This is a genomic window from Pseudoalteromonas arctica A 37-1-2 (genome assembly GCF_000238395.3).
Taxonomy (GTDB): Bacteria; Pseudomonadota; Gammaproteobacteria; order Enterobacterales; family Alteromonadaceae; genus Pseudoalteromonas; species Pseudoalteromonas arctica.
The window spans coordinates 1,110,666-1,137,034 of record NZ_CP011025.1; the positions used below are offsets into that span (position 1 = coordinate 1,110,666).

General features: G+C 38.5%; 25 protein-coding genes, 1 tRNA gene and 1 pseudogene. 18 read left to right on the plus strand and 9 right to left on the minus strand.

The window, feature by feature from the left end; translation table 11 throughout:
* Positions 1-46: 46 nt before the first annotated feature.
* The 6 genes from ilvY to PARC_RS04990 all read left to right on the plus strand — a co-directional run bounded on the left by ilvY (position 47) and on the right by PARC_RS04990 (position 5,738).
* The gene (gene ilvY / locus PARC_RS04965; protein ID WP_010553876.1) at positions 47-952 is read left to right on the plus strand and encodes an HTH-type transcriptional activator IlvY; all 906 of its coding nucleotides are present in this window, start codon (positions 47-49) and stop codon (positions 950-952) included.
* 116 nt (positions 953-1,068) lie between these two features.
* The gene (locus PARC_RS04970) at positions 1,069-2,115 is read left to right on the plus strand and encodes a GGDEF domain-containing protein (RefSeq protein WP_024589919.1); all 1,047 of its coding nucleotides are present in this window, start codon (positions 1,069-1,071) and stop codon (positions 2,113-2,115) included.
* A 448-nt stretch (positions 2,116-2,563) separates the two neighbouring features.
* The gene (locus PARC_RS04975; RefSeq protein WP_010553874.1) at positions 2,564-3,376 is read left to right on the plus strand and encodes a MipA/OmpV family protein; all 813 of its coding nucleotides are present in this window, start codon (positions 2,564-2,566) and stop codon (positions 3,374-3,376) included.
* A 1-nt stretch (position 3,377) separates the two neighbouring features.
* Positions 3,378-3,758 (plus strand): DUF3019 domain-containing protein, encoded by a 381-nt coding sequence (locus tag PARC_RS04980; RefSeq protein WP_010553873.1) that lies wholly within the window; start codon positions 3,378-3,380, stop codon positions 3,756-3,758.
* Between the two features lie 14 nt (positions 3,759-3,772).
* On the plus strand, positions 3,773-4,465 hold the full coding sequence (locus PARC_RS04985) for a response regulator (protein ID WP_007584133.1): 693 nt from the start codon (positions 3,773-3,775) through the stop codon (positions 4,463-4,465).
* A 25-nt stretch (positions 4,466-4,490) separates the two neighbouring features.
* Entirely contained in the window at positions 4,491-5,738 is a 1,248-nt protein-coding gene (locus PARC_RS04990) for an ATP-binding protein (protein ID WP_010553872.1), read from the plus strand.
* 88 nt (positions 5,739-5,826) lie between these two features.
* On the opposite strand, the gene PARC_RS04995 is transcribed toward PARC_RS04990, so the two are convergent.
* Both PARC_RS04995 and PARC_RS05000 read right to left on the minus strand, forming a co-directional pair.
* Positions 5,827-6,051 carry a DUF3820 family protein gene (locus tag PARC_RS04995; RefSeq protein ID WP_007586607.1) on the minus strand — a complete coding sequence of 75 codons (225 nt, stop codon included), beginning with the start codon at positions 6,049-6,051 and terminating at the stop codon, positions 5,827-5,829.
* Between the two features lie 350 nt (positions 6,052-6,401).
* Positions 6,402-7,976: a cation:proton antiporter domain-containing protein gene (locus PARC_RS05000; protein ID WP_007586608.1), complete on the minus strand. Its 1,575-nt coding sequence runs from the start codon at positions 7,974-7,976 to the stop codon at positions 6,402-6,404.
* 265 nt (positions 7,977-8,241) lie between these two features.
* Between PARC_RS05000 and PARC_RS05005 the strand changes: the two genes are divergently transcribed.
* A complete protein-coding gene (locus PARC_RS05005; RefSeq protein WP_007586609.1) occupies positions 8,242-8,985 on the plus strand; it encodes a sporulation protein in 744 nt (247 codons plus the stop codon).
* A gap of 73 nt (positions 8,986-9,058) precedes the next feature.
* Positions 9,059-9,508, plus strand: coding sequence for a GNAT family N-acetyltransferase (locus PARC_RS05010; RefSeq protein WP_010553871.1), 450 nt, complete (start codon positions 9,059-9,061; stop codon positions 9,506-9,508).
* Positions 9,509-9,587: 79 nt separating this feature from the next.
* Here the strand turns inward: PARC_RS05010 and PARC_RS05015 are convergent, their stop codons facing one another.
* The 6 genes from PARC_RS05015 to PARC_RS05040 all read right to left on the minus strand — a co-directional run bounded on the left by PARC_RS05015 (position 9,588) and on the right by PARC_RS05040 (position 15,626).
* A complete protein-coding gene (locus tag PARC_RS05015) occupies positions 9,588-10,943 on the minus strand; it encodes a sodium-dependent transporter (protein ID WP_010553870.1) in 1,356 nt (451 codons plus the stop codon).
* 204 nt (positions 10,944-11,147) lie between these two features.
* Positions 11,148-12,440, minus strand: coding sequence for a sensor histidine kinase (locus tag PARC_RS05020; protein ID WP_010553869.1), 1,293 nt, complete (start codon positions 12,438-12,440; stop codon positions 11,148-11,150).
* Between the two features lie 19 nt (positions 12,441-12,459).
* Positions 12,460-13,164: a response regulator gene (locus PARC_RS05025; RefSeq protein WP_010553868.1), complete on the minus strand. Its 705-nt coding sequence runs from the start codon at positions 13,162-13,164 to the stop codon at positions 12,460-12,462.
* Positions 13,165-13,189: 25 nt separating this feature from the next.
* On the minus strand, positions 13,190-13,573 hold the full coding sequence (locus PARC_RS05030) for a DUF3019 domain-containing protein (RefSeq protein WP_007586617.1): 384 nt from the start codon (positions 13,571-13,573) through the stop codon (positions 13,190-13,192).
* The gene (locus PARC_RS05035) at positions 13,563-14,420 is read right to left on the minus strand and encodes a MipA/OmpV family protein (RefSeq protein WP_033012389.1); all 858 of its coding nucleotides are present in this window, start codon (positions 14,418-14,420) and stop codon (positions 13,563-13,565) included. Before PARC_RS05035 ends, PARC_RS05030 begins: the two co-directional genes overlap by 11 nt.
* 402 nt (positions 14,421-14,822) lie before the next feature.
* Positions 14,823-15,626 (minus strand): hypothetical protein, encoded by an 804-nt coding sequence (locus tag PARC_RS05040; protein ID WP_021031980.1) that lies wholly within the window; start codon positions 15,624-15,626, stop codon positions 14,823-14,825.
* A gap of 113 nt (positions 15,627-15,739) precedes the next feature.
* Between PARC_RS05040 and PARC_RS05045 the strand changes: the two genes are divergently transcribed.
* Positions 15,740-16,894, plus strand: coding sequence for a serine hydrolase domain-containing protein (locus tag PARC_RS05045; RefSeq protein ID WP_033012387.1), 1,155 nt, complete (start codon positions 15,740-15,742; stop codon positions 16,892-16,894).
* Positions 16,891-17,394 (plus strand): SixA phosphatase family protein, encoded by a 504-nt coding sequence (locus tag PARC_RS05050; protein ID WP_010553864.1) that lies wholly within the window; start codon positions 16,891-16,893, stop codon positions 17,392-17,394. Before PARC_RS05045 ends, PARC_RS05050 begins: the two co-directional genes overlap by 4 nt.
* Positions 17,395-17,474: 80 nt before the next feature.
* On the opposite strand, the gene yhbY is transcribed toward PARC_RS05050, so the two are convergent.
* A complete protein-coding gene (yhbY, locus tag PARC_RS05055; RefSeq protein ID WP_002963153.1) occupies positions 17,475-17,771 on the minus strand; it encodes a ribosome assembly RNA-binding protein YhbY in 297 nt (98 codons plus the stop codon).
* 88 nt (positions 17,772-17,859) lie between these two features.
* Here yhbY and rlmE point away from each other — a divergent pair, with 88 nt between their 5' ends.
* The 8 genes and pseudogenes from rlmE to PARC_RS05095 all read left to right on the plus strand — a co-directional run bounded on the left by rlmE (position 17,860) and on the right by PARC_RS05095 (position 25,947).
* The gene (rlmE, locus tag PARC_RS05060; protein WP_007586629.1) at positions 17,860-18,489 is read left to right on the plus strand and encodes a 23S rRNA (uridine(2552)-2'-O)-methyltransferase RlmE; all 630 of its coding nucleotides are present in this window, start codon (positions 17,860-17,862) and stop codon (positions 18,487-18,489) included.
* Between the two features lie 66 nt (positions 18,490-18,555).
* Positions 18,556-20,499 (plus strand): ATP-dependent zinc metalloprotease FtsH, encoded by a 1,944-nt coding sequence (gene ftsH, locus PARC_RS05065; RefSeq protein ID WP_033012393.1) that lies wholly within the window; start codon positions 18,556-18,558, stop codon positions 20,497-20,499.
* Positions 20,500-20,577: 78 nt separating this feature from the next.
* Positions 20,578-21,426, plus strand: a complete 849-nt coding sequence (gene folP, locus PARC_RS05070) for a dihydropteroate synthase (RefSeq protein WP_010553862.1) — start codon at positions 20,578-20,580, stop codon at positions 21,424-21,426.
* Complete coding sequence (gene glmM, locus PARC_RS05075; RefSeq protein ID WP_007586638.1) at positions 21,423-22,772, plus strand: phosphoglucosamine mutase; 1,350 nt, start codon at positions 21,423-21,425, stop codon at positions 22,770-22,772. The genes folP and glmM overlap by 4 nt, the downstream gene beginning before the upstream one ends.
* A gap of 71 nt (positions 22,773-22,843) precedes the next feature.
* On the plus strand, positions 22,844-23,593 hold the full coding sequence (gene tpiA, locus PARC_RS05080; RefSeq protein ID WP_007586641.1) for a triose-phosphate isomerase: 750 nt from the start codon (positions 22,844-22,846) through the stop codon (positions 23,591-23,593).
* A 1-nt stretch (position 23,594) separates the two neighbouring features.
* Entirely contained in the window at positions 23,595-23,948 is a 354-nt protein-coding gene (gene secG, locus PARC_RS05085) for a preprotein translocase subunit SecG (RefSeq protein WP_010553861.1), read from the plus strand.
* A gap of 81 nt (positions 23,949-24,029) precedes the next feature.
* Positions 24,030-24,114: transfer RNA gene (locus tag PARC_RS05090), tRNA-Leu, on the plus strand.
* Positions 24,115-24,312: 198 nt separating this feature from the next.
* A pseudogene (locus PARC_RS05095) lies at positions 24,313-25,947 on the plus strand (methyl-accepting chemotaxis protein).
* Positions 25,948-26,369: the final 422 nt, after the last annotated feature.

The window sequence follows — 26,369 nt, forward strand, 5'->3', positions numbered from 1 at the left end:
TATATTTGAATTAAAGTGTTTCATAATATGAAATACTGGGTTTGGCATGGATCATAAACATTTAAACTACTTTTTAGCACTGGCTAAAACACTTCATTTTGGACGCGCAAGCGAGCTTTGTCATATAAGCGCACCCACTTTAAGCCGCAATATAAAACACTTGGAAGAAGAGGTAGGTGTTGCACTATTTGTACGCGATAACCGCAGTGTTAAATTAACGCGTGAGGGTGAGTCGTTTATTGATTACGCCACAGCAACGCTTGCTAATTGGCAGCGTTTTAAAACGAATGTGAAAGACCCACAACAACATATTTACGGCAAAGTAAGTATCTATTGCTCGGTTACTGCATCTTATAGTTTTTTACATCAAATATTAGAGCAGCTTCGTGCGCAGCATCAGTATATAGAAATAACATTAAATACAGGCGACCCTGCACTTGCTATAAACCGTGTGTTAGATGGGCATGAATTAATGGCTATTGCAGCTAAGCCAAATAAGTTACCGGCGCAAATTGCTTTTGTAGATATAGGGGATTCTCCACTTTTATTAATTGGACCAAAAATTCAATGCCCGATCACACAAAAACTAACACACAATAGTGATGACATTAATTGGTCTGATTTAGAATTTATTGTGCCAGAACAAGGTTTTTCTCGCCAAAGGTTAGAACACTGGTGGCGCAAAAATAATATTCACGGGAAAATTTACGCACAGGTTGCTGGGCACGAAGCAATGGTATCTATGGTGAGCTTAGGATTAGGTGTCGCAATGGTCCCTAAAATAGTGCTAGATAACAGCCCGCTGCAAGATAAAGTACAAATACTAACACCAAAAATGCAAGCGCCTGATGGGTTTGATATTGGTTTGGCAGTATTAAGGAAAGAGTTAAATGACCCTGCAATCAGTGCTTTGTGGAATATTGCGCAAACTTTAGATGCAAAAGCGATTTAATGCGCGCAGAGAATAAGCAAATTAGTTAAATAGTATGAATATAGGTTGCGTATAAGTTTACTATTACTTAACATTGAGCGCTAATAATAAAAACAATGACGCTTGAGAGTTTATTTATGAACCACGCCGTATCACTTGCTCATTCTGCTCAATGCCTAAAAAAGGCGATTCCTTTGATGGTAAAATACCGAATGCCGGTTACACCCATCAACTATGCAATTTGGTACTGTTATATTCAAGGAAACAAACCTTCATTAAATGCTGAGTTAGACCATGTTATTGCTCTGCAACAAACATGTTCACAAGACAAAGCAAAAGAAATTTTTGATAAACATTTAACGCAAGACGATCTCGTTTTTTTTCAAGAAATGACTGAAAAATTTCATACAACTATGGAGCAAGTTCAGCAAGATATAAGCACAACGCTTGATCACTCTAAAAGCTTTACGACGAGTTTAGTTGACTCACAAAATGAATTAAATATGCTTGTTGATGTAAACTCTTACAATGAGATACTAGGTTGTGTTGAGCGTTTAACCGACGATTCTATTGCAATGCAAGATTATGCTCGGGAGTTTCAGACTAAATTAGCCGTTGCCTACAATGAAATAAAAGATTTAAAAGAAGCACTCAATATTTCAAAGGAAGCAGCCGATACCGACACGCTTACGGGTTTTTATAATCGAGGTAAGTTTGATTCTGATATTGTAAACTTTTGCCTCGAATACTCAGAGCAAGCGCAAGAAGACTCTCTTGCCGTACTCATTATGTTTGATATTGATCATTTTAAGCGCTTTAACGATGATTTTGGCCATCAAAAGGGTGATGAAGTGCTTAGGCTAGTTGCTAAAAAAGTGAGAGAGAATACAACTGAAGCTGCAAATGTGTATAGATATGGTGGCGAGGAGTTTTGTATAACAGCCTACTTTGACACTATTAACGATATAATAGCATTTGCAGATTGTATTCGTTTAGCAATAGCAAAATTGGCGATTCGTAAAAAGCATGATGCAACTGCAAAACGTGCTATTTCAGCAAGTTTTGGCTTAGCAATTTTACGACCATTTACAAATAGTTCTGTTTTAGTTGAGCGTGCAGATAGAGCCTTATACATTGCCAAAACACATGGACGAAATCGTATAGAAATAGCCCCTGATATTTAATAAGTACCAGAGGTTTTTGATTTATTTGGGTTTAAACCGCTCAATTCAGGGCGATTTAATTCAACTTCAGTTTTGGTAAATAAGCAGGTAAAACCCAATAGAGCTGTAGCGAGTTAGCTCTTAGTAATTTTTTTATTTGAATAATTGCATTTGCTACGTTGTGCCTCATTTTCAAAGTATCTTAAAGTACTATTAGTCAAAAACTACACAAGCAACTCAAAGTACAATCCTTAGACACAACTACCTTGAAAGATAAATAGTCCGAAAAGCATAAAGTTAACATTTTTGTATACAAATTGTGAGTAATTGTAACCAGCTAGAGCTAGTTTAAAAAGACCTTGCTAGTATGGGGAACTCACTTATTTTGATACTTTGATTTACGCTGATGCGGTATGCCTTCTCATTATTAACAGCTCTATGTTTTAGCACTTTGTTTATTTGCTTTTCGGTGCAAGCAACACAGGCAAGCAAGCATGCTGACGATTATACAGAGCAAGATATAACAACCGATCGTCTGCATTTGAGTTTAAGCGTGGGGGCTGGAGTTATAACCAACCCTTTGCATGGTGGAGATAATATTCCGCTCGTGCTTATTCCTCAAGTTGCGTTTTATGCAGAGCAGTGGTTTTTTGATAATGGCCGTATTGGTTATTCATTTTTGCAAACCCCTAAGCATCACTTTAATCTAGTTGGTGAACTCAACTCTGAGTCTCGCTTTTTTATAGACTGGCACCCTAAAAATGTATTTACACTACAAAGTAGTGCCCTCAACAATCAGTTCGTAATGCAAGATGAAGCCTCGTCCTCTCGCTATGTTGATATTGATAATTTACATAAACGGCAAATTGCACTGGATGCGGGTATTGCATATCACTATGTAAATGAAGACCATGTTTTTTCGGTTCAGGCTCTGCATGATATAACCGATGTTTATCGAGGTGTACGCGCAGCATTACAGTGGCAGTATCATACTGTGCTAGGAAAGCTCAAAATAAAGCCAACACTTGGAATAAACTATAAATCTGCGGAACTAAATAGCTATTTTTATGGACTTAATGAGGGTGAAACTCAATTTGGCAAAATAGACGTTGGTAGTAGTTGGCAACCTTATGCTAAAATCGACGCCCGTTGGCCACTGAGTAAGGCTGACTCTCTTCGTTTTCATGTAGCATATTACGACTATTCGGCTATGGATGGCAGTCCGCTCTTCGAACGTACTTATTCAATGACTGCATTTATAGGATTCGATCGTACTTTTTAATATGAAGTATTCAATATTAGTTGTCTTTATTACCACTTTTTTTAGTGGTTTTAGTGTGGCACAAACCTCTTTTTTTAGCGTTTCTCCAAAAGTCTGCGTTGTCTCTGAACAGCAGGGTTTTTGCGATCTTGATTTACAATTTAAATGGCAATTAAACACCTACAGTGATGTCTGTTTGTATCAGCAAGAGCAACGGCTTCAATGCTGGGAGCAACAACTTTCTGGGCAATTTAATTATAAAGCGCGTGTTCAGGTGGAGACCATATACTCCTTAATCAATCCTCATACGGGTGTGTTAATAGCAAAAACACAGGTTGAAGTACAAAGCGCCCATGCTAAAAAAAATAGGCGTAGGCTTCGCTCTCCGTGGAGCTTTTTTTAATTTAGGAGCAACTAATGCCAAAAATTTTACTTGTTGAAGATGATCTCGGTTTACAACAACTAACAAAAGATTACCTTGAACATAATGGCCTTGAAGTCGAAGTATTAGACCGTGGTGACGAAGTGTTTAATTACCTAGAAAACAATACACCCGATTTAATGATTTTAGACGTTATGCTGCCAGGTAAAGATGGCTTTAGCGTTTGCCGCCAAGTAAGAGATAAATTTACTCTACCAATTTTAATGTTGACTGCTAAAGGTGAAGACTTCGACCAAGTACTTGGCTTAGAGCTTGGCGCTGATGATTATGTAATAAAACCAGCAGAGCCACGTGTATTACTAGCGCGAATTAATGCATTACTGCGTCGTGGACAACCCATGGTAAAATCAAGCGAAGAGCTCCAGTTTGGTGATTTAGTCATTGATAAAACAAGTCGTATTGTAAAACTAAGTGATTCGGAGATTGTATTAACTTCGCACGAGTTTGAGTTATTATGGCTATTAGCGTCAAATGCGGGTGAAGTACTAAGTCGAGAACATGTGCACCAACATATGATTGGTCGCCAATACGATGGACTTGATAGAACGGTGGATGTACGCGTATCACGAATTCGTAAAAAATTAGGCGACAACAGCGATAAGCCATATCGTATAAAAACTGTATGGGGACAAGGCTACTTATTTGTTTCTGATGCATGGGATCTTTAGAACTATTTAAGGTTAGTCGGCTTTAATGGGAAAACTGTTTACCAGCTTATATTTATATATCATCGTTTCTTTGTTTGTAGTGAGCGGTGTTATAGAGCAATTGTGGCCTTACGAAGAGTCGCAACAGCAGGTCTTCTTAGATGATGAGTTTGGGCAATCACTCTGGTTGCTCTCACAAACTTCAAATGGTCTTAAAAAGTTAAAGCACAACTTTGAAAGTAAAGTGATTGAACGACGTGATTTAATACTCCCTCAAAAACAACAATCGCAGCTCAACCAAAACCACTACTTATACTTATACGATAAGCAACAACGCATTGTTTGGTATGTAGATCTCGGTAATGATTCATTACTTCAAGTAGGACCGGTAGGTGTATTAACGCAGGAATCATCTTCTGTTTGGCCGTATTTATTACTACTTATTATTGTAGGTATACCTGTTGGGCTGTGGAGCTTTTTACTATGGCGCGACTTTGCAAAGCTACGTAAAGCGTGTGAAGCGGTAGAGGGTTTGCAAGACTTTCAACTAAACGACTCTTCTAAGTCTTTCTTTTTACCTATTACTGATACATTAAAGGTAATGCAGCAACGTATTGAGTTTTTACTTAGTGCGCAGCAAGAACTTACCTCATCGGTGTCGCATGAGTTTAGAACACCACTAGCACGTTTAAAGTTTGCAATAGTAATGCTGCAAGAACAAATGCTTGACGAAAAAGGTGATAAATACCTAACAAATATGCAAACAGACATTAGCGAGCTTGAGTCACTAGTTTCTGAAATGCTTGAATACGCGCGATTAGACTCTCAACAACCTAGTTTACAGCCAATAAACTGTGACTTAGCTGGGCTGGTAAAAACAACTGTTGAAAAGCTAAACTTTGAAGCCCGAACAACGCTCTCTGTAAACCTCCCTGAGCATTTAAATTATTACTGTGATAGTCACTTTATGGCGCGAGTATTTCAAAATTTAATTGGCAATGCGCTCAAATACACTCATAAACAAGTTAAAATTTCGTTGCTACAAGAGACAAAACACATCGTATTGATTGTTGAAGATGATGGTGAGGGGATAGCTCCCGCTGAGCGAGAAAATGTATTTAAACCTTTTACTCGACTAGATAAAAGTAGAGGCAAGGATACCGGTGGTTTTGGTTTAGGACTCGCTATAGTTGCTAAAATTGTGTCGTGGCACCAAGGAGAGTGTAAAGCAGAAAGCTCAAGCTTAGGTGGTGCTAAATTTATTGTATATCTACCCCTCAAATTAAAGACATAAAAAAAGCGCCTAAAGGCGCTTTTTTTGCGGTTAAAAACCAAAATCAACAAGTAGCAATATAATAGACCGCAAGTACTTGAAAAAGTTCTCAACTATTTTTATTTTTTTCAAGTAATGGCATTAACATTTGCTCAAGGCCATTTAGTTTTACCTCATACATCATCGCAAGTTGACTACCTAGTTTTGAGTCAGGAAACCCTTGCTGATTAAACCAGACTAAATAAGGCTCTGGCAGTAAAAGCAATGGCCGTCCTGCATATTTTCCAAACGGCATTATGGTATTAATAGCTATTTTTAGTTGTTTTGGATCCATAAAAACTACTTATGTATTTAAAGTATGCGTAAGTGTAAGGGATTTTAGAGATATAAAATAGGCTGTGACGGGCAAGAAACAGCCTATTTTGCGAGGGAGTAGGCCCTCTGATTTAATAATTTTATGTTGATTGATATAAACCTAGTTGAACTTTAATTAGCTGGGATCTAATTAAGTTATTATTAGAACATGGGTTCTTATTTAACCAACACAGTTAGTCTACCTGTTTTTCATTGTTGTGGTGAATTGGCTTGTAAAGGAATGTAAATAGAATTGCTTTTTATTTAAAAAGTAATAACAAAGCCTTAACTGATTAAGGCCTTGTTATTTATAGACGTTATAAAAAGTAATTATTCGTTAAATAGCTCTTGTTTAACGTGCTCTGCAAAACCACTACCGGCTTCTAGGTAAAAGTTATAAGTAGAATGAACACCCATTTCTTCTAGTTCTTTTTGTTGATCAGGGTAGTTTGCAATAGCTGTTACTTGGCCTTTATAACCAGAGGCTTGTAGCTGCTCTAGAGCAAAGATATTTTGCATATGCTTTGGCATTGCAAGCATAACCATTTCTACTTGCGAGTGATTTACTCGTTGCCAAAAGTCAGGGTCGGTTGCATCAGCAATTAAGACGTTGCGGCCTCTGTTTACGTGCTTATCTACCACCTCAGGTTTTATATCTATACCTGCAACAACATTTGGGTGAGTCGCGTTGATAGTCTCATAAGCACCAGTACCAATCCGTCCCATACCAAAAATGACTATTCTAGTATCGTTAAGGTTAACAGGTAGCTCTTCAGCTAAACGAGTTTTGCTTTCGAACTTTAATAACCAGTGCTCTATTTTTACGTACAACTCGTTTGAACGTTTATTTAATGGGGAGGCAATTATAAAGGTAATAGAAACAGCAATTGCCATTACAGCTAGCCACTCAGAGGTGATCATGCCTGTAGTTGCAGCCACTGCACATACAATTAAACCAAACTCACTGTAGTTAGATAAGCTAAAAGCAGTAAGTAATGATGTACGCGCGCGTAGTTTAAATATATTAGTGAACACATAATAAAGCGCTATTTTAACGGGTAATACTAAAATAAGTATAATAGCAACAATCAAGGAGTTAGTGGTTAGCTCTGCGCTCAAACCAATACTTAAGAAAAAGCCAACTAGCAATATGTCCTTTAAATTAAGTAGGGATTTTGATAGCTCGCCTGCCTTTTTGTGAGGGGCAAACATCATTCCTATTATTAATGCACCTAAATCGCCTTTTAGGCCTGCAAATTCAAATGCATGATAACCAGCAACTAGAGCAAAGAAAAAACCAAACAATGGTAATAGTTCACCATGTTTAGATCGGTTCAACACGCCATACATTACAGGTCGTAATAAAGGCAAAGCAATTATTAGTGCAATTGCCCATAAATTTGGGACTTTGCCGGTGCTAATAGCTAAAAAGATAACAGCAAAGATATCTTGCATTACCAATATACCAATGGCTATTTTACCGTGTAAGCTTGCCATTTCCCCGCGTTCTTCAAGCACTTTTACTGCAAATACAGTACTTGAAAAGCTAAGCGCAAACCCAACTAATAAAGCACTTTGCCAACTTAAATCAACAAATAGTGGAATAGCGAATACGCCAAGTAACAGCATAAAACCACTAAATAACGCACTGCTAAAAATGATATGCAATGTTGCAGGTGCCCAAACTTGAGGTTTAATTAAACTGTTAACTTTAAGTTTCAAGCCAATACTAAAAAGAAGAAGGGTTACGCCAAGTGCTGCAATTGTATCGAGCAACTCTGTACTTTTATATCCCGATAAATTTAAAGCAAAGCCTGCTAATAAAAATCCAATAAGAGGAGGTAGTTTTAATTGATAAACGGCAAAACCACAAACAAACGCGGCAGCAAAATAGATTAGTTCCATAATTCTTAATATCACTTCATTTGGTGTTGCAGTGTAACGAAAAATTTATGCCATTGAAAATATAATAGACCTAAAAATGAACGCGTCTAATCAATTACTTGCCTTGCTGCGTATGAAAAATACGCATTAAACACTTATTTAATCGTAAATAGTATGTAAATAACATTTTTTCACTGACATTAGCTTTTAAATATGGTTAAGATGCGATAACGAAGAAGTTTAAGCCAGAGCAAATAATAGAGCAGCTCAGCTTAAGGAGAGAGATATGTTTAAAAAGATTTTAGCGTCGGTAGGTATTGGTGCTGCAAAAGTAGACACTATTTTAGAAACTGAACACCTACAACCAGGTCAACTTTTTAACGCACAAATAGTTATCACAGCAGGGGATGTTAGCCAAGATATCGCAGGCTTAGATTTATTATTAATGACTCGTGTTAAAGTTGCGGGTGATGATGGCGATTATTTTACTAATCATGTAATTGAGCAATGGCGAATTACAGATATTGGTACAATTGAGCCAGGCGAAGTTAAAAACATCCCTTTTGAAGCACGTCTTCATTCTGAAACACCTATTACAGAAATTAATGCAGGTTATAATCAATCACATGTATGGCTAGAAACAGGCCTAGATATAGACTTAGCACTTGACCCAACAGATAAAGACCATTTACACATTTACCCTAATGAAGCGGTTAAAACGTGTATGCAAGCGATGGAAAAGTTAGGTTTTAGTTTAATGAAAGCTGACGTAGAAAAAGGCCACTTACGGGCTTCAACTTTTCAGTCATTATCTGGGTGTTACCAAGAACTTGAGTATAAACCTAATAGCCGCAGCTTATTTGGCATTCAGGAGATTGAATTATCGTTTGTACCAGAGGCACATAAAACACATGTGCTTATAGAGCTAGACAGAGCCTTTAAAGGCGATGGTTATGTAGATTTGACCATAGAGCACGATCATGTGAATCTATCGCAGTTGTGTGATCAGCTAGAGCGCTTATTTACTTAGATAAGCTAACTAAGCTAGCGAGTGATTTTAATAAACCCAGCCTAAGCTGGGTTTTTTGCTTATAGGATTTAATATGCAGTTTAAATGTGAGCAGTTTGACGCTCTTGATACACAGACTCTTTTTATTATTATGCGTGGGCGGGTTGATGTGTTTGTTGTAGAGCAAAAATGTCCTTACCCTGAACTTGATGATGTAGATATTGCTTTAAATACACAGCATTTATATACATTGGATAATGAGCAACTACAAACTTATGCGCGTTGTTATGACAAAAGTGAGCAATACAGCGCAATAGGTCGCGTGCTAGTGAGTGAAGGAGCGCGTGGTAATGGGTATGCTACTTTACTTATTACTAAAGCTATAGACTGCTGCAAAGCACAATGGCCTGAGCGAGATATTTATATAGGTGCACAAACTTACTTACTTGATTTTTACCGCTCTTTTGGCTTTGAGGATTATAAAAGTGAATATTTAGAAGACGGTATACCTCATCAAGATATGATTTTAAAACTCACTAAATAAATCCAATTTAAGCAGCTATAAAAAAGCCCACTAATGTGGGCTATTTTAATTTAAGACTATTTTAAGGTTAAGGTATTATTTAGCTCAAGAGTGAGTGTAAAAACACCATACCAATAGCAAGTGGACACACAAACTTGGTATACCAAGGCCATATTTTCCAAAACAATGTGTTATGGACCTCAGGATTACCTTCTTTAATTGCTTTAAGTAATGAGCTTCTGTACCAAATCCAGCCTACAAATATACAACACATCAGGCCAAGCAAAGGTTGAGCTACTTTTGTAGTTAAAGTAATCACTAAGCCAAATAAGCTGCTAAGGTTACACACAATTATAATGCTAACGATAGCAATTAAAGCTCCAATCAACCAGGTTGCCTGAACGCGTTTCATCCCAAAGCGTTCTACAGTGTATGATACTGGCGCCTCTAACATTGAAATAGATGACGTTAAAGCGGCAATACTCATTAACGCAAAAAATGAAAAGCCCACAAATAAGCCAACTTCGCCCATTCCATCAAATAAAGCAGGGAGTACCTGAAATACTAACGTATCTTCAGAGAGTAATTTACCTGTTGAGGCCGAGAATATTTCAACGCCTTGAGCTTGCGCTACATACATCGCCGGAATAATCAGTAAACCCGCTACAAAGGCTATAAATACATCAATAAGGGTTACATAGGCACCTAAAGAAACAAGATTTTCTTTTTTGCTAATGTACGAGCCGTAAATAATCATTACGCTAGTACCTAGCGATAAAGAGAAAAAAGCTTGTCCTAGTGCGCTAACTAATAGTTTTGCGTCAAAAATAGACGAAAAATCAGGAACTAAGTAAGCCTTTAAACCCTCCATTGCGCCATCTTGGGTCATTACATAAGTAATAAGTGCAAATAAAATCCCCAAAAGAGCGGGCATTAAACGTTTTGACCATTTTTCAATACCGTTCTCAACGCCTCTACTGATAATAGCGACAGTTAGTACGATAAAGATGAGAGTGAATATGATGTTTCGGGTAAGTGATTGCTCACTTAACCATGTCGATGCTGTGTCGGCACCGACAAGAGTAGCTATGGGTTCAGCTGTAGCGCTGAGCATCCAACCGGCAACAATCGCGTAAAAACTTAATATAAAGCCAGCACATAAAATACCGCCAAAACCAACAATAAAGGCAAAGTGTTTTTGCCATGGCTTATTAGATATTTTTTGAAGTGATGAAACCGCGTTTGCTTGGCCGTGACGACCAATCATAAGTTCAGCCATTAAAGCGGGGTAGGCTAAAAAGAACGCAAGCACTAAATATGCGACTAAAAATGCAGCACCGCCATTACTTGCTGTTTGTGTAGGGAATCCCCAAATATTGCCCAAACCAACGGCAGAACCCGCGGCGGCCATAATAAAACCAAAGCGAGAGCTGAACTCGCCTCTAACTGCGCTCATATTATTGTACTTCTCTATTGTGTGACGGCGGTGACAATCTACTGGAAATGTTAAAAAATAAAAAGTGCTTATTTGCTGATCTAGCACAATTTAATAAGTAAAGTGTGTGTTATAACCATCGATTTTAATTGTTGTTATCGAGTCGTTTAAAATAACGAGTTGATTTTGTTTAATAATTGTTAATTACAGTCTGTAACTATTGCTTTACGAATTATGATGCTGTGCAATAGTGAGAGTAAAACACGCACCACCTAGCTGGGTACTTTTACTTACTTTAACACTGCCATGATGCCAGTCGGCTACTTTTTCAACAATAGCTAGACCAAGGCCGTAACTTTTATCAGCTCTGTTACGGTGATCTTCTTCCCTAAAAAATGGGCTAAATACATTACTAAAATTTTCTCGAGCGATACCCGGGCCGTCATCTTCTACCGTTATTATAAGCTGTTGCTCGTGTAACTTTGCGCTTAAGTAAATATGTTGGCTTGCAAAATCACATGCGTTAGTTAATAAATTAGTAATTGCGCGAGCAAGCCAGTGAAGATCTGCATTTATTATTTTATCGGTACTATTGAGTTGTACGTTGAGCATTTGCATTTCAAGCTTAGGTGCAAGTTGCACTAAAATATCTTCAAGGTAGGACTTAATGTTTGTTGATGAATAGGTCAGCTTATTAGCATTTTGCTCTAAAGTCGCAAATGCTAAATAGCTACTAAGCATCGATTCCATATGGTCTAAATCATTTTCCATACGGGTTAAATACTGTTTTACTTTTTGCTCATCATGGCTATCTAATGCCGCATCTAAACCAAATCGCAGGCACGCGATAGGGGTGCGTATATCATGAGATAAACTTGAGGCCATTAGCTTGTTCTCGGCGACAAGCTTCTCTATTTGGCTGGCCATGCGGTTAAAGGTAAGCTCTACGTCTTTTATGTAAGTAAAATGCGATACTTTTATTCGGGCTTTAACATTACCAGAGGCAAACTTTTTAGCGGCTTCATTTAACACGGTTAATCGTTTAGCTAAGGGCGCAATAATAAACCCCATAAATACACATAGGCCTGCGTAAAAGAGTAAGGTTAATATAATGTCGTTATGTTGCTCGCTATCAAAAATTTTATCTAAACGCATTGATAAGTGAAAAGGATTTAAAACAGCGCTGCTATAAAGCATATAAAAGCCTTGCTGATCTTCTAAAATCAGCCCACCCGGCGTGTGCATTTGTAATAATAAAGAAGGCGGTAAAGCAAGTGATTCATTAGGTTTGTAATCAATTAAAACATCAAACTCTAGCGCCAGTTGTTTTACATAATCGCTGCGCTCAGATGTGGGTATGTTAGCTAACTGCTTGCTAAAACCCATGATCATTTTACTTTGCTGACTAAATTCATCCTGTGGGGTATGCGCTTGTTGACTAAAAGCATCAATAAGCCAGCCCAATACCACAATAGATAAAAGTGCACTGCCTAGAAGCGATATATAAAACTTTTTCATTTATTTATTCATCACTTTATTACCACGCAGTAGAAACAAGTAAATATCCACGGCCCCAAATAGTTTTAATTTTTTCAGGGTTTTGTGGATCATCATTAAACTTTTTACGAAGTGCAGAAATAAGTACATCAACACTTCTATCAAGCCCATCGTATTCTCTGCCTTTGGTTGCTTTAAATACAGCGTCACGCGAGACCACTTGGCCTGCATTGCTCGCAAGGTAATGAAGCAGTAAATACTCAGCACTTGATATGTTTACGTCTTGCTCGTTGAGTTTTACATTTCTAGATTCGGTATCAATACTAAGCGCACCAACATTAATAACACTCTCGTTAACGTGTGGAGTATTTGGCTCATTATTTTGGCGAAGGGCTGCTTTTATACGCGCTAGCAATGCACGAGGGCGTACAGGTTTCATTATGTAGTCGCTTGCACCTACTTCTAGACCAATGACCTCATCCATTTCTTCATCGCGTGCGGTGAGCATTATAATGGGCGAATTATAAAAACTACGAAGTTCTCTACACACGCTTATACCATCTTGCCCTGGAAGCATAATATCAAGGAGCACGATATTTGGATTTAACGTTTTGACTTGGCTAATTACTTCGTCACCTCTGTGACAAACATGCGTTGTGTAGCCTTGCTCTGTTAAATATTCAGCAACCCATTGAGCAAGTGATACATCGTCTTCAACGAGTAAAATAGTGCCATAGTTATCCATGAAAATATCCTTAATGCGATTGGTATTAAAATAGTCGCCAGCGGCGCTTTTTTTGCCTGTTTTGATATACCCATTGAAGCTTTACTTCGGCAATACTAATTATTTTAGAGGTATTGCTGTCAAATAGTTCAAATGAAATACTTTGCTGTGAATCAAATGCATAATTAAAAGTACCGCTCTGTTGCTTGAGCCAACATTGCATTATGTACTTTGAGGTGGCGTCACGTAGGCAGTAATTACCAATGATAGGTTGCTCCCACGTTAGCGTAACGTCAGCATAGCAATTTCGCCCTTCGCGCAATGCAACGCAGGTATCGGGAACTGCTATGAGTGCTTCAGGAGGTTCCTGAGCTTTAACAGTAAAAGTACTGGGGAAGATCAGTAATACACAGATCCATCTAAAATACATAACGTAGGCCTACCTTGGCTTTGTGTTGATATCCTTGGGAAATAATTGGACTGTCGTCAATCTCTTTTGAAAACCATGTGGTAAGCCAGCCGGATAAAAACACCCAATCTTGGCTTATTGGGTACTCAGCATGGAACTCAAAAATAATACTAGTACTGGCATTGCTGCTATAAATCGGGCGAAGGCTGGTGGCTTCATCGCTATCAATGCCAAAGTAATAATTGGTAAAGTCAGCAGAGTAGGCGCTTAAACCAACACCAGATCTAAACTCCCAGTTTCGCCATGGTAAAATGTGACTAAAAAAGCTGTTTATAACCCAGCCATTGTGCGCGCCAGATACATCATGAAGGTATTCAAAAGAGAATTGAGAATTTTCAAATCGACGAGAAAGTCGAAGGCCGACGTCAAAGTCGTAATTACGTTTTTTTATACCTTGGAGTTCTTTTATAACACCATGGTTATAAAATCCGAGGCCTTTTTCGTCAAATCCAGCTTGAGTATTTGTGCCTAATATATCTAGGCCCCAATCAAATTTATCTATAAGACTGTAGCCTATTACAAGGCCGCCACTGAGTTGATTGTGATCGAAATCAAGATAAAATTTATCGTAGGAAACAGCAAGACTTAAGTCGAGCTCAACGCCTTTATCGTAAGACTCAATGCCGACAAGGTAAGAATCTTCAATATAAAAGCCCGCACCAGCACTCCAATCCCACGCAAAGCCTTGGGTTGGCTCTAACGTATTATCTGCATAATAGCGGTTACTTGCCATACTCGACGTGCTAAAAATGCAGCAAAAAAGCAGTGTTATGCTCAGTAAAGTATGGTTAAGCAAAGCGTTTCTCATCCCTTAGGGCCTAATTATTATTTGTTATTAAGCGTAGTATATTGTTAATTCGTTCCTTTAATCTGTAAAAAAATGTAGTAAGTGTTAGGTCTGTTGATCTTTCAAGGTTAAATTTGCAGCAGTCTGTTTGGTATTTAGGCAAGGCAGAGCCTATGCAGTGTGGCTATTCCCCACAAATGGGCGATAACGTAGCATTAATGCCAAACAGGCGCTGCCCAAAGGGTTCTTCCTAGGGGCTATTTACTCTTTGTTACTCGGTTTTTACTTATTCTTACATGGATGTAAGCCAGTAGGGTAACGCAGGAGCAGTTACCGAGCCCACTAGGTTACAAACCTCGCGCCGCGATTAAATAGCCCCTAGTTTGAACAAATTTTAATCCGTAAAGATCAACAGACCCTAATTTACTGAACTTTAATTTTATCGATTAATATACTACTCAAGTAAAACTGCATCATAGGTGTTAATGCACTTACTTCTGTTCTGTTACATGGACCGCTAAGTTTGGTAAGGCTAGATAGTTTTGACAACGTTTTGTACTGAGGGATTTGAATATCTTTGCCAAGTCTTTCAATACGGGCCTCGTCAGTGTTTTGCTGATGAATAAAAGCGACAACCTCAAGCTCATTTGTGATTTTTTGCTCTTCAGTGAAATTGTAAATTAGTGGTTCACGATGAAAACTTGCGCTGTCGATTGAAGATTTAGCAAACCAAACAACATCACCCGATGACTTGTGCGTGAGACGCATACTAACTTGTGCAAATATTGCAGCGCACTGCTGTGTTGGGTATTGCTGGGCAACATTTGAATATAAATTAAATGGCTTCTCTGGTTGCTTTATTGCGTACTTAGTATCGTCTGTGAAAGTTAGATCGAGTTGCTGAATAGTCAGTGTGTAGTCACTGTTATTTTTAGTTGTTACTTTTAGTTGTTTATCGTTCAGTGCTTGGCTAATTTGCGATAGAAGTTTATCGGTTACGCTTGCCTTATCGGTAATGATTTTTACTGTTTGGTTTCTAACTACTTTATGTGCAGGAAGTTGAACCGATTTAACTTTTGGAGATGAGTGCTCTGTAGTGTACTCAAGTTGATAGGTCTGACTTTTTAATGTTGGCTTTAATGGCATATCCAGTGGTTCGGCCGGTTGCTTTGTAATAGCACAACCAGTTGATAATAAAATAAAAAGTGACACAACTAAAAAACGCATAAGTACTAAACACTCGCTTAAAACCAAATAATCGTCGTATTGTACGTTAGTACAAACAAAACTTCATGATATTATCTGCGCAGATGTAGTTAAAAAGATAAATTTTATAAAAAATGAAGTATCTCAACTCTTTATCGTATTGCCTATCTGCTTTGTGTTTGCTGTTTAGTTCTGTGGGTTTTGCAGCAAAAGCGGATCCTGATTGGGATGCATTTGTAAAAAAGTACGGCCGTTACGCACAAAAAAAATTAAAAAGTAAAGGTATACCCGGTGCAGCGCTTTCGATTGTAAATATAAACAACTCAGACTACATCCACACCATGGGCGTAACTAAATCACGAAGTGGACAAAAAGTTAATAAGCATACTCGGTTTAGACTCGCGTCTGTTTCGAAGACATTTGCAGGCTCGTTATCAGCTAAATTGGCTGCTAACGGCCTACTGGAATTAGATAAACCTGTTAGCGAATACATAACTGATTTTAAAGGGACTGTTTATCAAGATGATTTAAAGGTGTTTCATCTTTTAAGCCATTCAAGTGGATTAGTTCCTAATGCATACGACAATTTAATTGAATCTCGTATGGATTACCCAGGTATTGTTGAAAAGCTGCTTAGCGTCAAACCAATTTGCAAACCCGGCGAATGTTATGGCTATCAAAACGTTATGTTTAGTCTTATAGGCGATGTGATATTACAAAGCACCGATAAAAGTTACGGACAGTGGTTACGAGAAGCTATTTTTGAGCCATTAAAAATGAGTGATGCGAGCTTAGGTTTTGAACAAATGGTGCATGACAATAATTATGCTCTACCTCATGTGCGGGGTAAAAAGCGTTGGTATAGCGCTAAGCTTAAAAAAAATTATTATAAAGTGGGACCTGCAGCGGGTGTGAACGCTAGCGCAAGTGATATGGCTATTTGGTTAAGAGCGCAGCTGGGCCAATATCCTGATGTTTTATCATTGGATACTCTAGCAAAACAAACACGCCCTTATACACATACAAAAAAAGAAATGCATCGCAGGGTGTGGAAAAAACACCTTAATGAAGCTTATTACGGGTTAGGTTGGCGCGTTTATAACTATGCTGATGAAACACTTTACTATCATAGTGGCTGGGTGCAAGGTTATAGAAGTGATGTGGTTGTATTTCCTCACTTAAATATTGGTTTTAGCTTAATAGTTAATGCTGAAACCGGCGTAATCAATGAACTAACGACTGAATTTATCGACAGGCTACTAGAATACAAACGAGGTAAAAAAACATGAATAATAAAATAATATTAGTAATCACTTTTTTAGTCATGTCATTCAATTGTAGTTTAGTGTTTGCAGCACCTGATGAGATATATTTGTTTCGTCATAGCGAAAAGTTAACGGGTAAAAATCCAGCGCTCTCAGAGGTGGGAAAGGCACGTGCAAATAATTTAGTTACTTTTTTCAAAGAGTATCAAAATATACATATTTTCAGCAGCAACTATAAACGCACGTTACAAACAGCGGCCCCTTTGCAGGCATATTTTAATACCGACGTAAATGTGTATAACGCAGGTGAGCTAAGTGATTTAAAAAATGAGTTACTAAAACTAAAAGGTGTAGTTGTTGTTATTGGGCACAGTAATACAACACCGCAACTAGCCGAGCTACTTTCGAATGAAAAAGTGCCAGCAATGAGTGAAACACAATTTACTCAGTACTTTATATTGAATAAGAAGCCCAGTAGTAATGGCAGTGAATATGATGTAACCCATCATAAAATGAGTTTTTGATTTAAAACGTTAAATAATAAAAAACCAGCATTAAGCTGGTTTTTTTAATTTAAACGCACTAAATCCTTTAACAGGAATAATTAGTTACGCGGTAAATGTATTTTTTTCTCAACGCTTTGACGATAAAGCACAATAGTGTGACCTATCGTTTGTAGCTTAGTCGCACCAGTTTCACGTACGATTGCTTCAAAAATTAGTGCTTTTGTTTCACGATCGTCAGTTGGAACTTTAACTTTGATTAATTCGTGAATTTCTAATGCACTTTGAATTTCTACTACTACGCCTTCGGTTAAACCGTTAGAACCTAGTAAAACTACAGGCTTAAGGCTATGTGCCTGACCTTTTAAAAATTGCTTTTGTTTGTTTGATAATGTCATGTTTATACAAATTTTGCTGAATATGGCTTGAATTAAGGGTATTCTAACGCCATCTAGAGAATATTACTAATTAGTTGCGTGTTAATTTATGACAAATAAAAAACAGTCAGCCAGTTCACAGCGATGGCTGAAAGAACATTTTGATGATAAATATGTTCAAGAAGCGCAAAAAAAAGGCTGGCGTTCCCGAGCGGTTTTTAAATTAGATGAAGTACAAAATAGAGATAAAATACTTCGTCCAGGTATGACAGTTGTTGATTTAGGGGCAGCTCCAGGAAGTTGGTCTCAATATTTGGCTGAAAAAGTAGGTGACAAAGGCCAAGTGATCGCGTGTGATATATTACCGATGGATTCACTTGCGGGTGTTGACTTCTTACAAGGTGACTTTCGTGAGGAGGCTGTATTAAATGCGTTGTTAAAACGTATTGATGGTAAAAATGTTGATGTGGTACTCTCTGACATGGCACCAAATATGAGTGGCAATAACTCAGTAGATCAAGCGGGTAGTATGTATTTGGTAGAACTTGCGCTGGATATGTGTAGTCAAGTACTAAAGAAAAATGGCGCATTTATTGTTAAAGTTTTCCAAGGAGAAGGCTTTGATCAATACTTGCAAGATGTACGTAATAGTTTTAAAGCAGTGAAAATACGCAAACCTGATGCCTCACGTGCCCGTTCTCGGGAAGTATATATAGTAGCGACTGGATACAAACTGTAGTACAGTTGCTTGGCGTTTAGTTGAATTTAAATTAATTGGATACAAGAGGTTAACCCCTTGAGCGATATGGCGAAAAATTTAATACTATGGCTGGTGATTGCAGTTGTGCTGATGTCAGTCTTTCAGAGCTTTAATGGCGGCGAGCAAGTTGATCGTCAAACAAGTTACACTCAATTTGTAAAAGATGTCCGCAGTGGCTCTTTACAAGAAGTTGTTATCGACCGCGGTACAGGAAATATTACTGGTACTAAGAGCAGTGGTGAGCGTTTTCAAACAACGATGCCAATGTACGATGAAGACTTAATAAATGATTTACTTAAAAATGATGTAAATGTGAAGGGTGTACAACCTGAAGAACAATCATTCTTAGCAAGTATATTTATTTCTTGGTTCCCGATGATACTGCTCATAGGTGTATGGATATTCTTCATGCGTCAAATGCAAGGTGGCGGCGGTAAAGGCGCTATGTCATTTGGTAAGAGTAAAGCTCGCTTAATGAGTGAAGATCAAATTAAAACAACGTTTGCTGATGTTGCAGGTTGTGATGAAGCGAAAGAAGATGTTACTGAGCTGGTAGACTTTTTACGAGATCCTTCTAAGTTTCAAAAACTTGGCGGTAGTATTCCTAAAGGTGTACTAATGGTTGGTCCTCCAGGTACCGGTAAAACGTTACTTGCGAAGGCTGTTGCTGGTGAAGCTAAAGTGCCATTTTTTACAATTTCTGGTTCAGATTTTGTTGAAATGTTTGTGGGTGTTGGTGCGTCACGTGTACGTGACATGTTTGAGCAAGCTAAAAAAGCGGCGCCTTGTATTATCTTTATAGATGAGATTGACGCTGTTGGTCGTAAACGTGGTGCCGGTATGGGCGGCGGTAACGACGAACGTGAGCAAACGCTTAACCAAATGCTAGTAGAAATGGATGGTTTTGGTGGTAATGAAGGTATTATCGTTATCGCAGCAACTAACCGACCAGATGTATTAGACCCTGCATTACTTCGTCCAGGTCGTTTTGACCGTCAAGTTGAAGTAGGTTTACCTGATATTCGTGGTCGTGAGCAAATACTTAAAGTACACATGCGTAAAGTGCCATTAGGCGATAACGTAGAAGCTGCTCTTATAGCACGTGGTACTCCAGGTTTCTCTGGCGCGGATTTAGCAAACTTAGTAAACGAAGCTGCACTTTATGCAGCACGTGGTAATAAACGTGTTGTAAGTATGGCTGAATTTGATGCTGCTAAAGATAAAATCATGATGGGCGCAGAGCGCAAGACCATGGTGATGAGCGAGCAAGAAAAAGCAATGACAGCGTACCATGAAGCTGGCCATGCAATTGTTGGTCGTATGGTGCCAGAACATGATCCAGTTTATAAAGTATCTATTATTCCACGTGGCCGTGCGCTGGGTGTAACAATGTATTTACCTGAGCAGGATCGTGTTAGTCATTCAAAAGAGCTTTTAGAATCAATGATTTCTAGCCTTTATGGTGGCCGTATTGCTGAAGCGCTTATTTACGGTGCAGATAAAGTAACAACGGGTGCAAGTAATGACATTGAACGAGCTACAGATATAGCGCGTAAAATGGTTACACATTGGGGTTTAAGTGAAAAACTAGGCCCGTTACTTTACGCTGAAGATCAGAACGAAATGTATATGGGTGGTGGCGGTAGTCGTTCATCTAGCATGTCGGACGACACGGCAAAAGTAATTGATGCAGAGGTTCGATTACTTTCAGATCGTAACTATCAAAGAGCAGAAGAAATATTAAAAGAAAATATTGATATTCTTCACTCAATGAAAGATGCGTTAATGAAATACGAAACTATTGATGCTAAGCAAATTGATGATTTAATGGCACGCCAACCAGTACGTGAACCGCGTGATGCACATGACCGTCATGAAGCTAAACCGGTAAAAGCGGAAGAACCTCAAGAACCAGTTGCTGATGAAAGTCAAAAGACTGATGATTCATCAAAAAAAGATGAAACAAACCTTGATGACAAAGCTGAATAATCGTTAAAATAGTAATGAAAGCCCCGAACTTCGGGGCTTTTTTGTATCAGCTACTTAGAAAAAGAATAAAGGTTGGCAATGACTAACATATTAAAGCTTCCGAGAGGGCGTACGCTTAATCTTGAAAAGCCCGTTATTATGGGAATACTAAATGTAACGCCGGATTCATTTTCTGATGGTGGGCAGTTTTTAGATCCCAAAATAGCGCTAAAACGCGCAATGCAATTATTAGATGACGGTGCGACAATTTTAGATATAGGGGGAGAATCTACTCGCCCAGGCGCGCCAGATGTTAGCTTAGAAGATGAACTTGCTCGAGTAATCCCCGCTATTAAAGCGATACGTCAGCACAGTGATTGCGTTATTTCAATTGATACCAGTAAAGCACAGGTAATGGAACAAGCAATACTTGCAGGGGCAGATATAGTCAATGATGTTAGAGCTTTACAAGAAATAGACGCCTTAGAAACGGTTGCGCAGTATGAAGATGTAGCAATTTGTTTAATGCATATGCAAGGGCAGCCCCGGAGCATGCAATCGTCACCTCATTACGATAATTTGTTTGCAGATATAAGTATGTTTTTTAGTGAACGTATTAAAGCATGTGAAACAGCTGGGATTAAGTTTGAACGACTTATTCTAGACCCAGGTTTTGGATTTGGAAAAACGCTTAGTCATAACTATCAAATATTGGCTAAATTTGACGATTTTAATAAATTAGGTTTGCCATTATTGGCCGGATTATCTCGTAAATCGATGATAGGTAATTTATTAAACAGAAATACAAATGAACGGTTAGCGGGCAGCTTAGCGGGTGCGTTAATCGCAGCGCAAAATGGCGCAAAAATTATTCGTGTACATGACGTAAAAGAAACCGCAGATGTACTTGGTGTATATCAAGCCTGCGAACAAGGAATTTCACAATGAAAGAAAGAAAATATTTTGGCACCGATGGCGTGCGTGGACTTGTAGGCGCTGCTCCAATAAACCCTGAATTTGCAATGAAGCTAGGCTGGGCTGCTGGGCGTGTATTATCGCAAAGTGGTACTAAAAAAGTAATTATTGGTAAAGATACGCGTATTTCGGGCTATATGCTTGAAACCGCACTTGAGGCTGGTTTAATTGCTGCTGGTATTGATGTTGTATTATTGGGTCCTATGCCTACACCGGCCGTTGCTTATTTAGCGCAAACATTTCGTGCTGAGGCAGGTATTGTAATTAGTGCCTCACATAATCCGTATTACGATAACGGTATTAAGTTTTTCAATGGTCAAGGCTTAAAGCTTGATGATGCAGTAGAACTTGAAATTGAAGCGATGCTTGATGAGCAAATGACATGTGTTGCTTCAGATAAATTAGGCAAAGCATCGCGTTTAGTCAGTGCGGATGGCCGCTATATAGAGTTTTGTAAGAGCCAGTTCCCGCAAGGCCTGTCTTTAGAAGGTCTTAAGATTGTTGTCGATTGCGCAAATGGCGCTACTTATCATATTGCACCTTCTGTTATGCGTGAACTTGGCGCAGAAGTAATAACACATGCGTGTGAGCCTAACGGCGTTAATATCAACCATGAATGTGGCGCTACCCACGTAGATACCCTTAAACGTAAAGTGCTTGAACTTAAAGCCGACGTAGGTATTGCATACGATGGTGATGGTGACCGCGTGATGATGGTTGATCATAATGGCCGTGTTTTTGATGGTGATGATCTGGTTTATATTATTGCTTGCCAAGCAGCCCAAGATGATAATTTGGGTGGTGGTGTAGTTGGTACTGTTATGTCTAACATGGGCCTTGAAAACGCTTTAAAAGCAAAAGGTATCGAGTTTGCTCGCAGTAAAGTGGGTGATCGCTATGTTATGGAATTACTACAGCAAAAAGGCTGGAAAATTGGCGGTGAAAGCTCAGGCCATGTACTGAATCTAGACTTAATTAGCACGGGTGATGGTATTATTTCAAGCTTACAAGTACTTGCTGCTATGGTTGCACAAAATCGTACATTGCAAGACTTAGGCGCTGGTTTTACCAAGTATCCAATGAAGATGATTAACGTGCGTTATACAGCTGGAACTGACCCGACAAAAGCACCAGAAGTGCTTTCAGCTGTAGCAGAAGTAGAGCTTGCTTTAGGCGATAAAGGCCGTGTTTTACTGCGTAAGTCAGGCACTGAACCTGTGGTTCGTGTTATGGTTGAAGCCGAGCAAGAAAAGATTGTAATAGACAGCGCTCAAAAAATTGCAGCTGTTGTAGAATCTATGAGCAAACAAACTGATTAATAACAATAATCTCTTGTAACTTTGGGCGAGAAAAGTTAATATCTCGCCCGCTTTCTAATGTGGAGTGGATAATGGCAATACGCAAGGCGATGGTCGCAGGCAACTGGAAAATGAATGGCTCTTTAGAGTTAGTTAAACAAATGTCTGATGCTATTAACGATGTAAAATCACAAGAGATGGACATTGTTTTATTTCCTCCATTCCCACTTGTACCAGCAATGGTAGCTAGCGGTGTTTCTACAGGAGCTCAAACTGTTTCTGAAAATACACCTGGCGCATTTACTGGTGAAGTTGATGCGCAGCTTATAAAAGATTTAGGTGCAACTTACGTACTCGTTGGTCATTCTGAACGCCGCAGTATTTATAACGAAAGTAATGCAACAGTCGCTGAAAAGTTTGCTAGAGCACAGCAAGTTGGGTTAACACCAATATTATGTGTAGGCGAGAGCGAAAGTGAGCAAGAAAACGGCCAAACCGAACAAGTAGTTGCTGCACAAATTGATGCAGTAATAGAGAAATTAGGTGTAGCAGCACTGAAAGATTCTGTGATAGCATACGAGCCCGTTTGGGCCATAGGCACAGGTAAGACTGCATCGCCAGAGCAGGCACAAACTGTTCATAAATTTATCCGTGACAAAATTGCATCACTTGATAGCAATTTAGCACAAGGGCTTACCATCTTATATGGTGGTAGCGTTAATGAAAAAAATAGCGAATTATTATTTGCACAAACAGATATAGATGGCGGCTTAATTGGCGGCGCAAGTCTAAAAGCAGAATCTTTTACTGCAATCTGTAACAGTGCAAAAGGGACTGTATAAGATGTACGAAATTTTATTAGTAGTTTATTTAGTTGTGGCTTTGGCTCTAGTTGGAATGGTTTTAATTCAACAAGGTAAAGGCGCAGATATGGGTTCTTCATTTGGCGCTGGTGCATCAGGCACAGTTTTTGGTTCGTCAGGTGCAGGTAACTTTATGACAAAAACAACCACAAGCTTAGCAACGGTATTTTTTGTATTAAGCATTGTGTTAGGAAACCTAACTGCTGGTCAAATTAAAAAGACTGACGAATGGGAAAACCTAGAAGCAGCTCCAGCAGTAGAAACAGTAGTTCCTATTGAAGAAGATGTTCCAGTAACATCTACTAAAGAGCAAAGCTCTGACGTACCAAACTAATTTAGCGTAAAGCTATCGTTAAACGATTTATAGTCCTCAAATAAATCACATGTTTAACAATTAAGCGAAAGCTTAAAAAATGCGGATGTGGTGGAATTGGTAGACACGCCACCTTGAGGGGGTGGTGCTTTAGGGCATGGGGGTTCAAGTCCCCCCATCCGCACCAAATTTAGAAACCAGTAGCAGTGATGTTACTGGTTTTTTTGTATCTGTAATTTATTGTGATTGTTTTATGAGTGATGTGTGTTTATTGTTAAATATTTCTTCTATTTGTTAGAAAAAACTAGAAATATTACAAATTTAGCTCACACTTATAGATATCAAGCCGATAATAGATATAGACAATAAAATAAGGTAGCACAGTATGGCTTCAGGCTTCTCTTTTCAAAACCTAAGCATAACAAAAAAAATACATGCAATAACATGCATTGCGGTAGTGGCTTTCATAGTGATCGTATTGATAAACTATTTAGCTATGAATGATAATAAGGTTTCTCTCGATGAAATGAGTAACTCATCGTATAAAGTTGTAAAAATAACGTCGCAAAACGTAGGGCTTTTAGAAAAACTTGATGAACTTTATACCCAAGCGGTTACGTTTGGTGAGCAAGATCTTATCGTTAAAGCAGACGAGGTATATTAAACTTTAGAGTCTAATATTACCTTAATAACGCAGCTTAATAACTCCTACATTAATAACGATATTATTAATGAGTTGTCAGATTATGAAAAAATATCCTCAAGTATTGCTACAGGTATGGTTAACGGTACTGCTGATTTTAGTAAGATTCAGCAACAAGCGCAGCTTAAAACAAGTTTATATGGATCTGTTTTAGAAAGTTTTAAAGGCGCTCAACAAAAAGCGGATAATCGTTTTTTTGAACTGGTTGCCAACACTAAAGCGCGCTCTGATGAAGCATTAACTCTAATGTTAGCTGTATCCATTATTTCATTAATTTTATTAATTTTATTATTGTTTATGGCTATTTGGATTGCTAAGAATATAGGTTCATCTGCGAGTGATGCCGCTAACAACCTTAGTTTATTAGCAAGCGGCAATGGTTCTTTAAGCACACAGCTATCTGTTAACTCAGAAGACGAAATTGGCCAAGTTTCTATTAATTTTAACGCATTTATTTCCTTACTAAGAGAAACTGTTCTTGAAGTTATTGCTGTATGTGAGCCTTTAATGGAAAACTCAACACGACTAGTTCAAGGTATGGAACAAGCTGAGCGTGCTACAACAAAGCAAACCACTGATGCTGAAATTGTTAAGCAATCTATGGAAGAAATGAAGCAGAGTGTTGGTGATATATCAGAATCTGCAGCTAACGCTTCTCACGCTGCTGAAACGGCTGAAAAAGAAGTTGAACAAAGTCGTACACAAGTACAGATGTCAGTTACCGCTTCTCGTACGCTCAGTGATGAAATTAATCGAGCTGCAGGGACTATTAATAAGCTTGCGGACGATACAAAAAATGTATCGCAGATTTTGAATGTAATTACGTCTATTGCAGATCAGACAAACTTACTTGCTCTTAATGCTGCTATTGAAGCTGCACGAGCAGGTGAACATGGAAGAGGCTTTGCTGTAGTGGCAGATGAGGTTCGTGAACTGGCTTCTCGCACTGCACATTCTACTAATGAAATACGTGAACTATTGGGATCATTAACGACTGCCGCAAATGAATCTGTAGCCGCTATGACTTCAGCACGAGATATGGCAACAGATAATGCTACAGCCGCAGAAAAAACAGGTATTTCAATAGAGAAAATCGCAGAGCAAATGTTAGAAATTAATGGTATGAATTCGCAAATAGCAGCAGCAACTGAAGAACAAACATCCGTTGCAGCTATGGTAGTAGATAATGTGTCAAATATGCATGTATCGTTTGAAGATACTATGGACTCACTACTTGCTGTACGCGACGTAGCCAAGAACCTACATTACCTATCTGATAACCTATTAGATGCAACAGCTAAGTTTAGAATCGAGTAAAGCTTAGTACTGAGTCAGTATAAAAATCAACCCTAGGGTTGATGCCAGTTAGTTAACCGCTGACTGGCTTTTTTGTTTGGATATCTGGTTTGACATACCTAGTATATGTCCACTCTCGCTTTATTAGTAATATGTGATGCTCTACTTTAGCTTACTATTGCTCTATTTATTTAGGGATACTCCCTGAGTTCTCAATAAACATAGTCTGAATTAAGTTAATAATATTAACTGCACACGTCGTAACACTCAGTTGACAGAAGTCTTCTGAATTGGGTGCGTAGCTATTGGCTAGAGAAAGTGTTGTAGTGGGTTGCAAAAGAAAAGGCTTCTGAATAAATTCAGAAGCCTTTATAAACGAACCAGAAGGCTGGTTAATCGATTAGTTAAATATTTCTCAACCTATCTGCATTAACCTCTGGGTG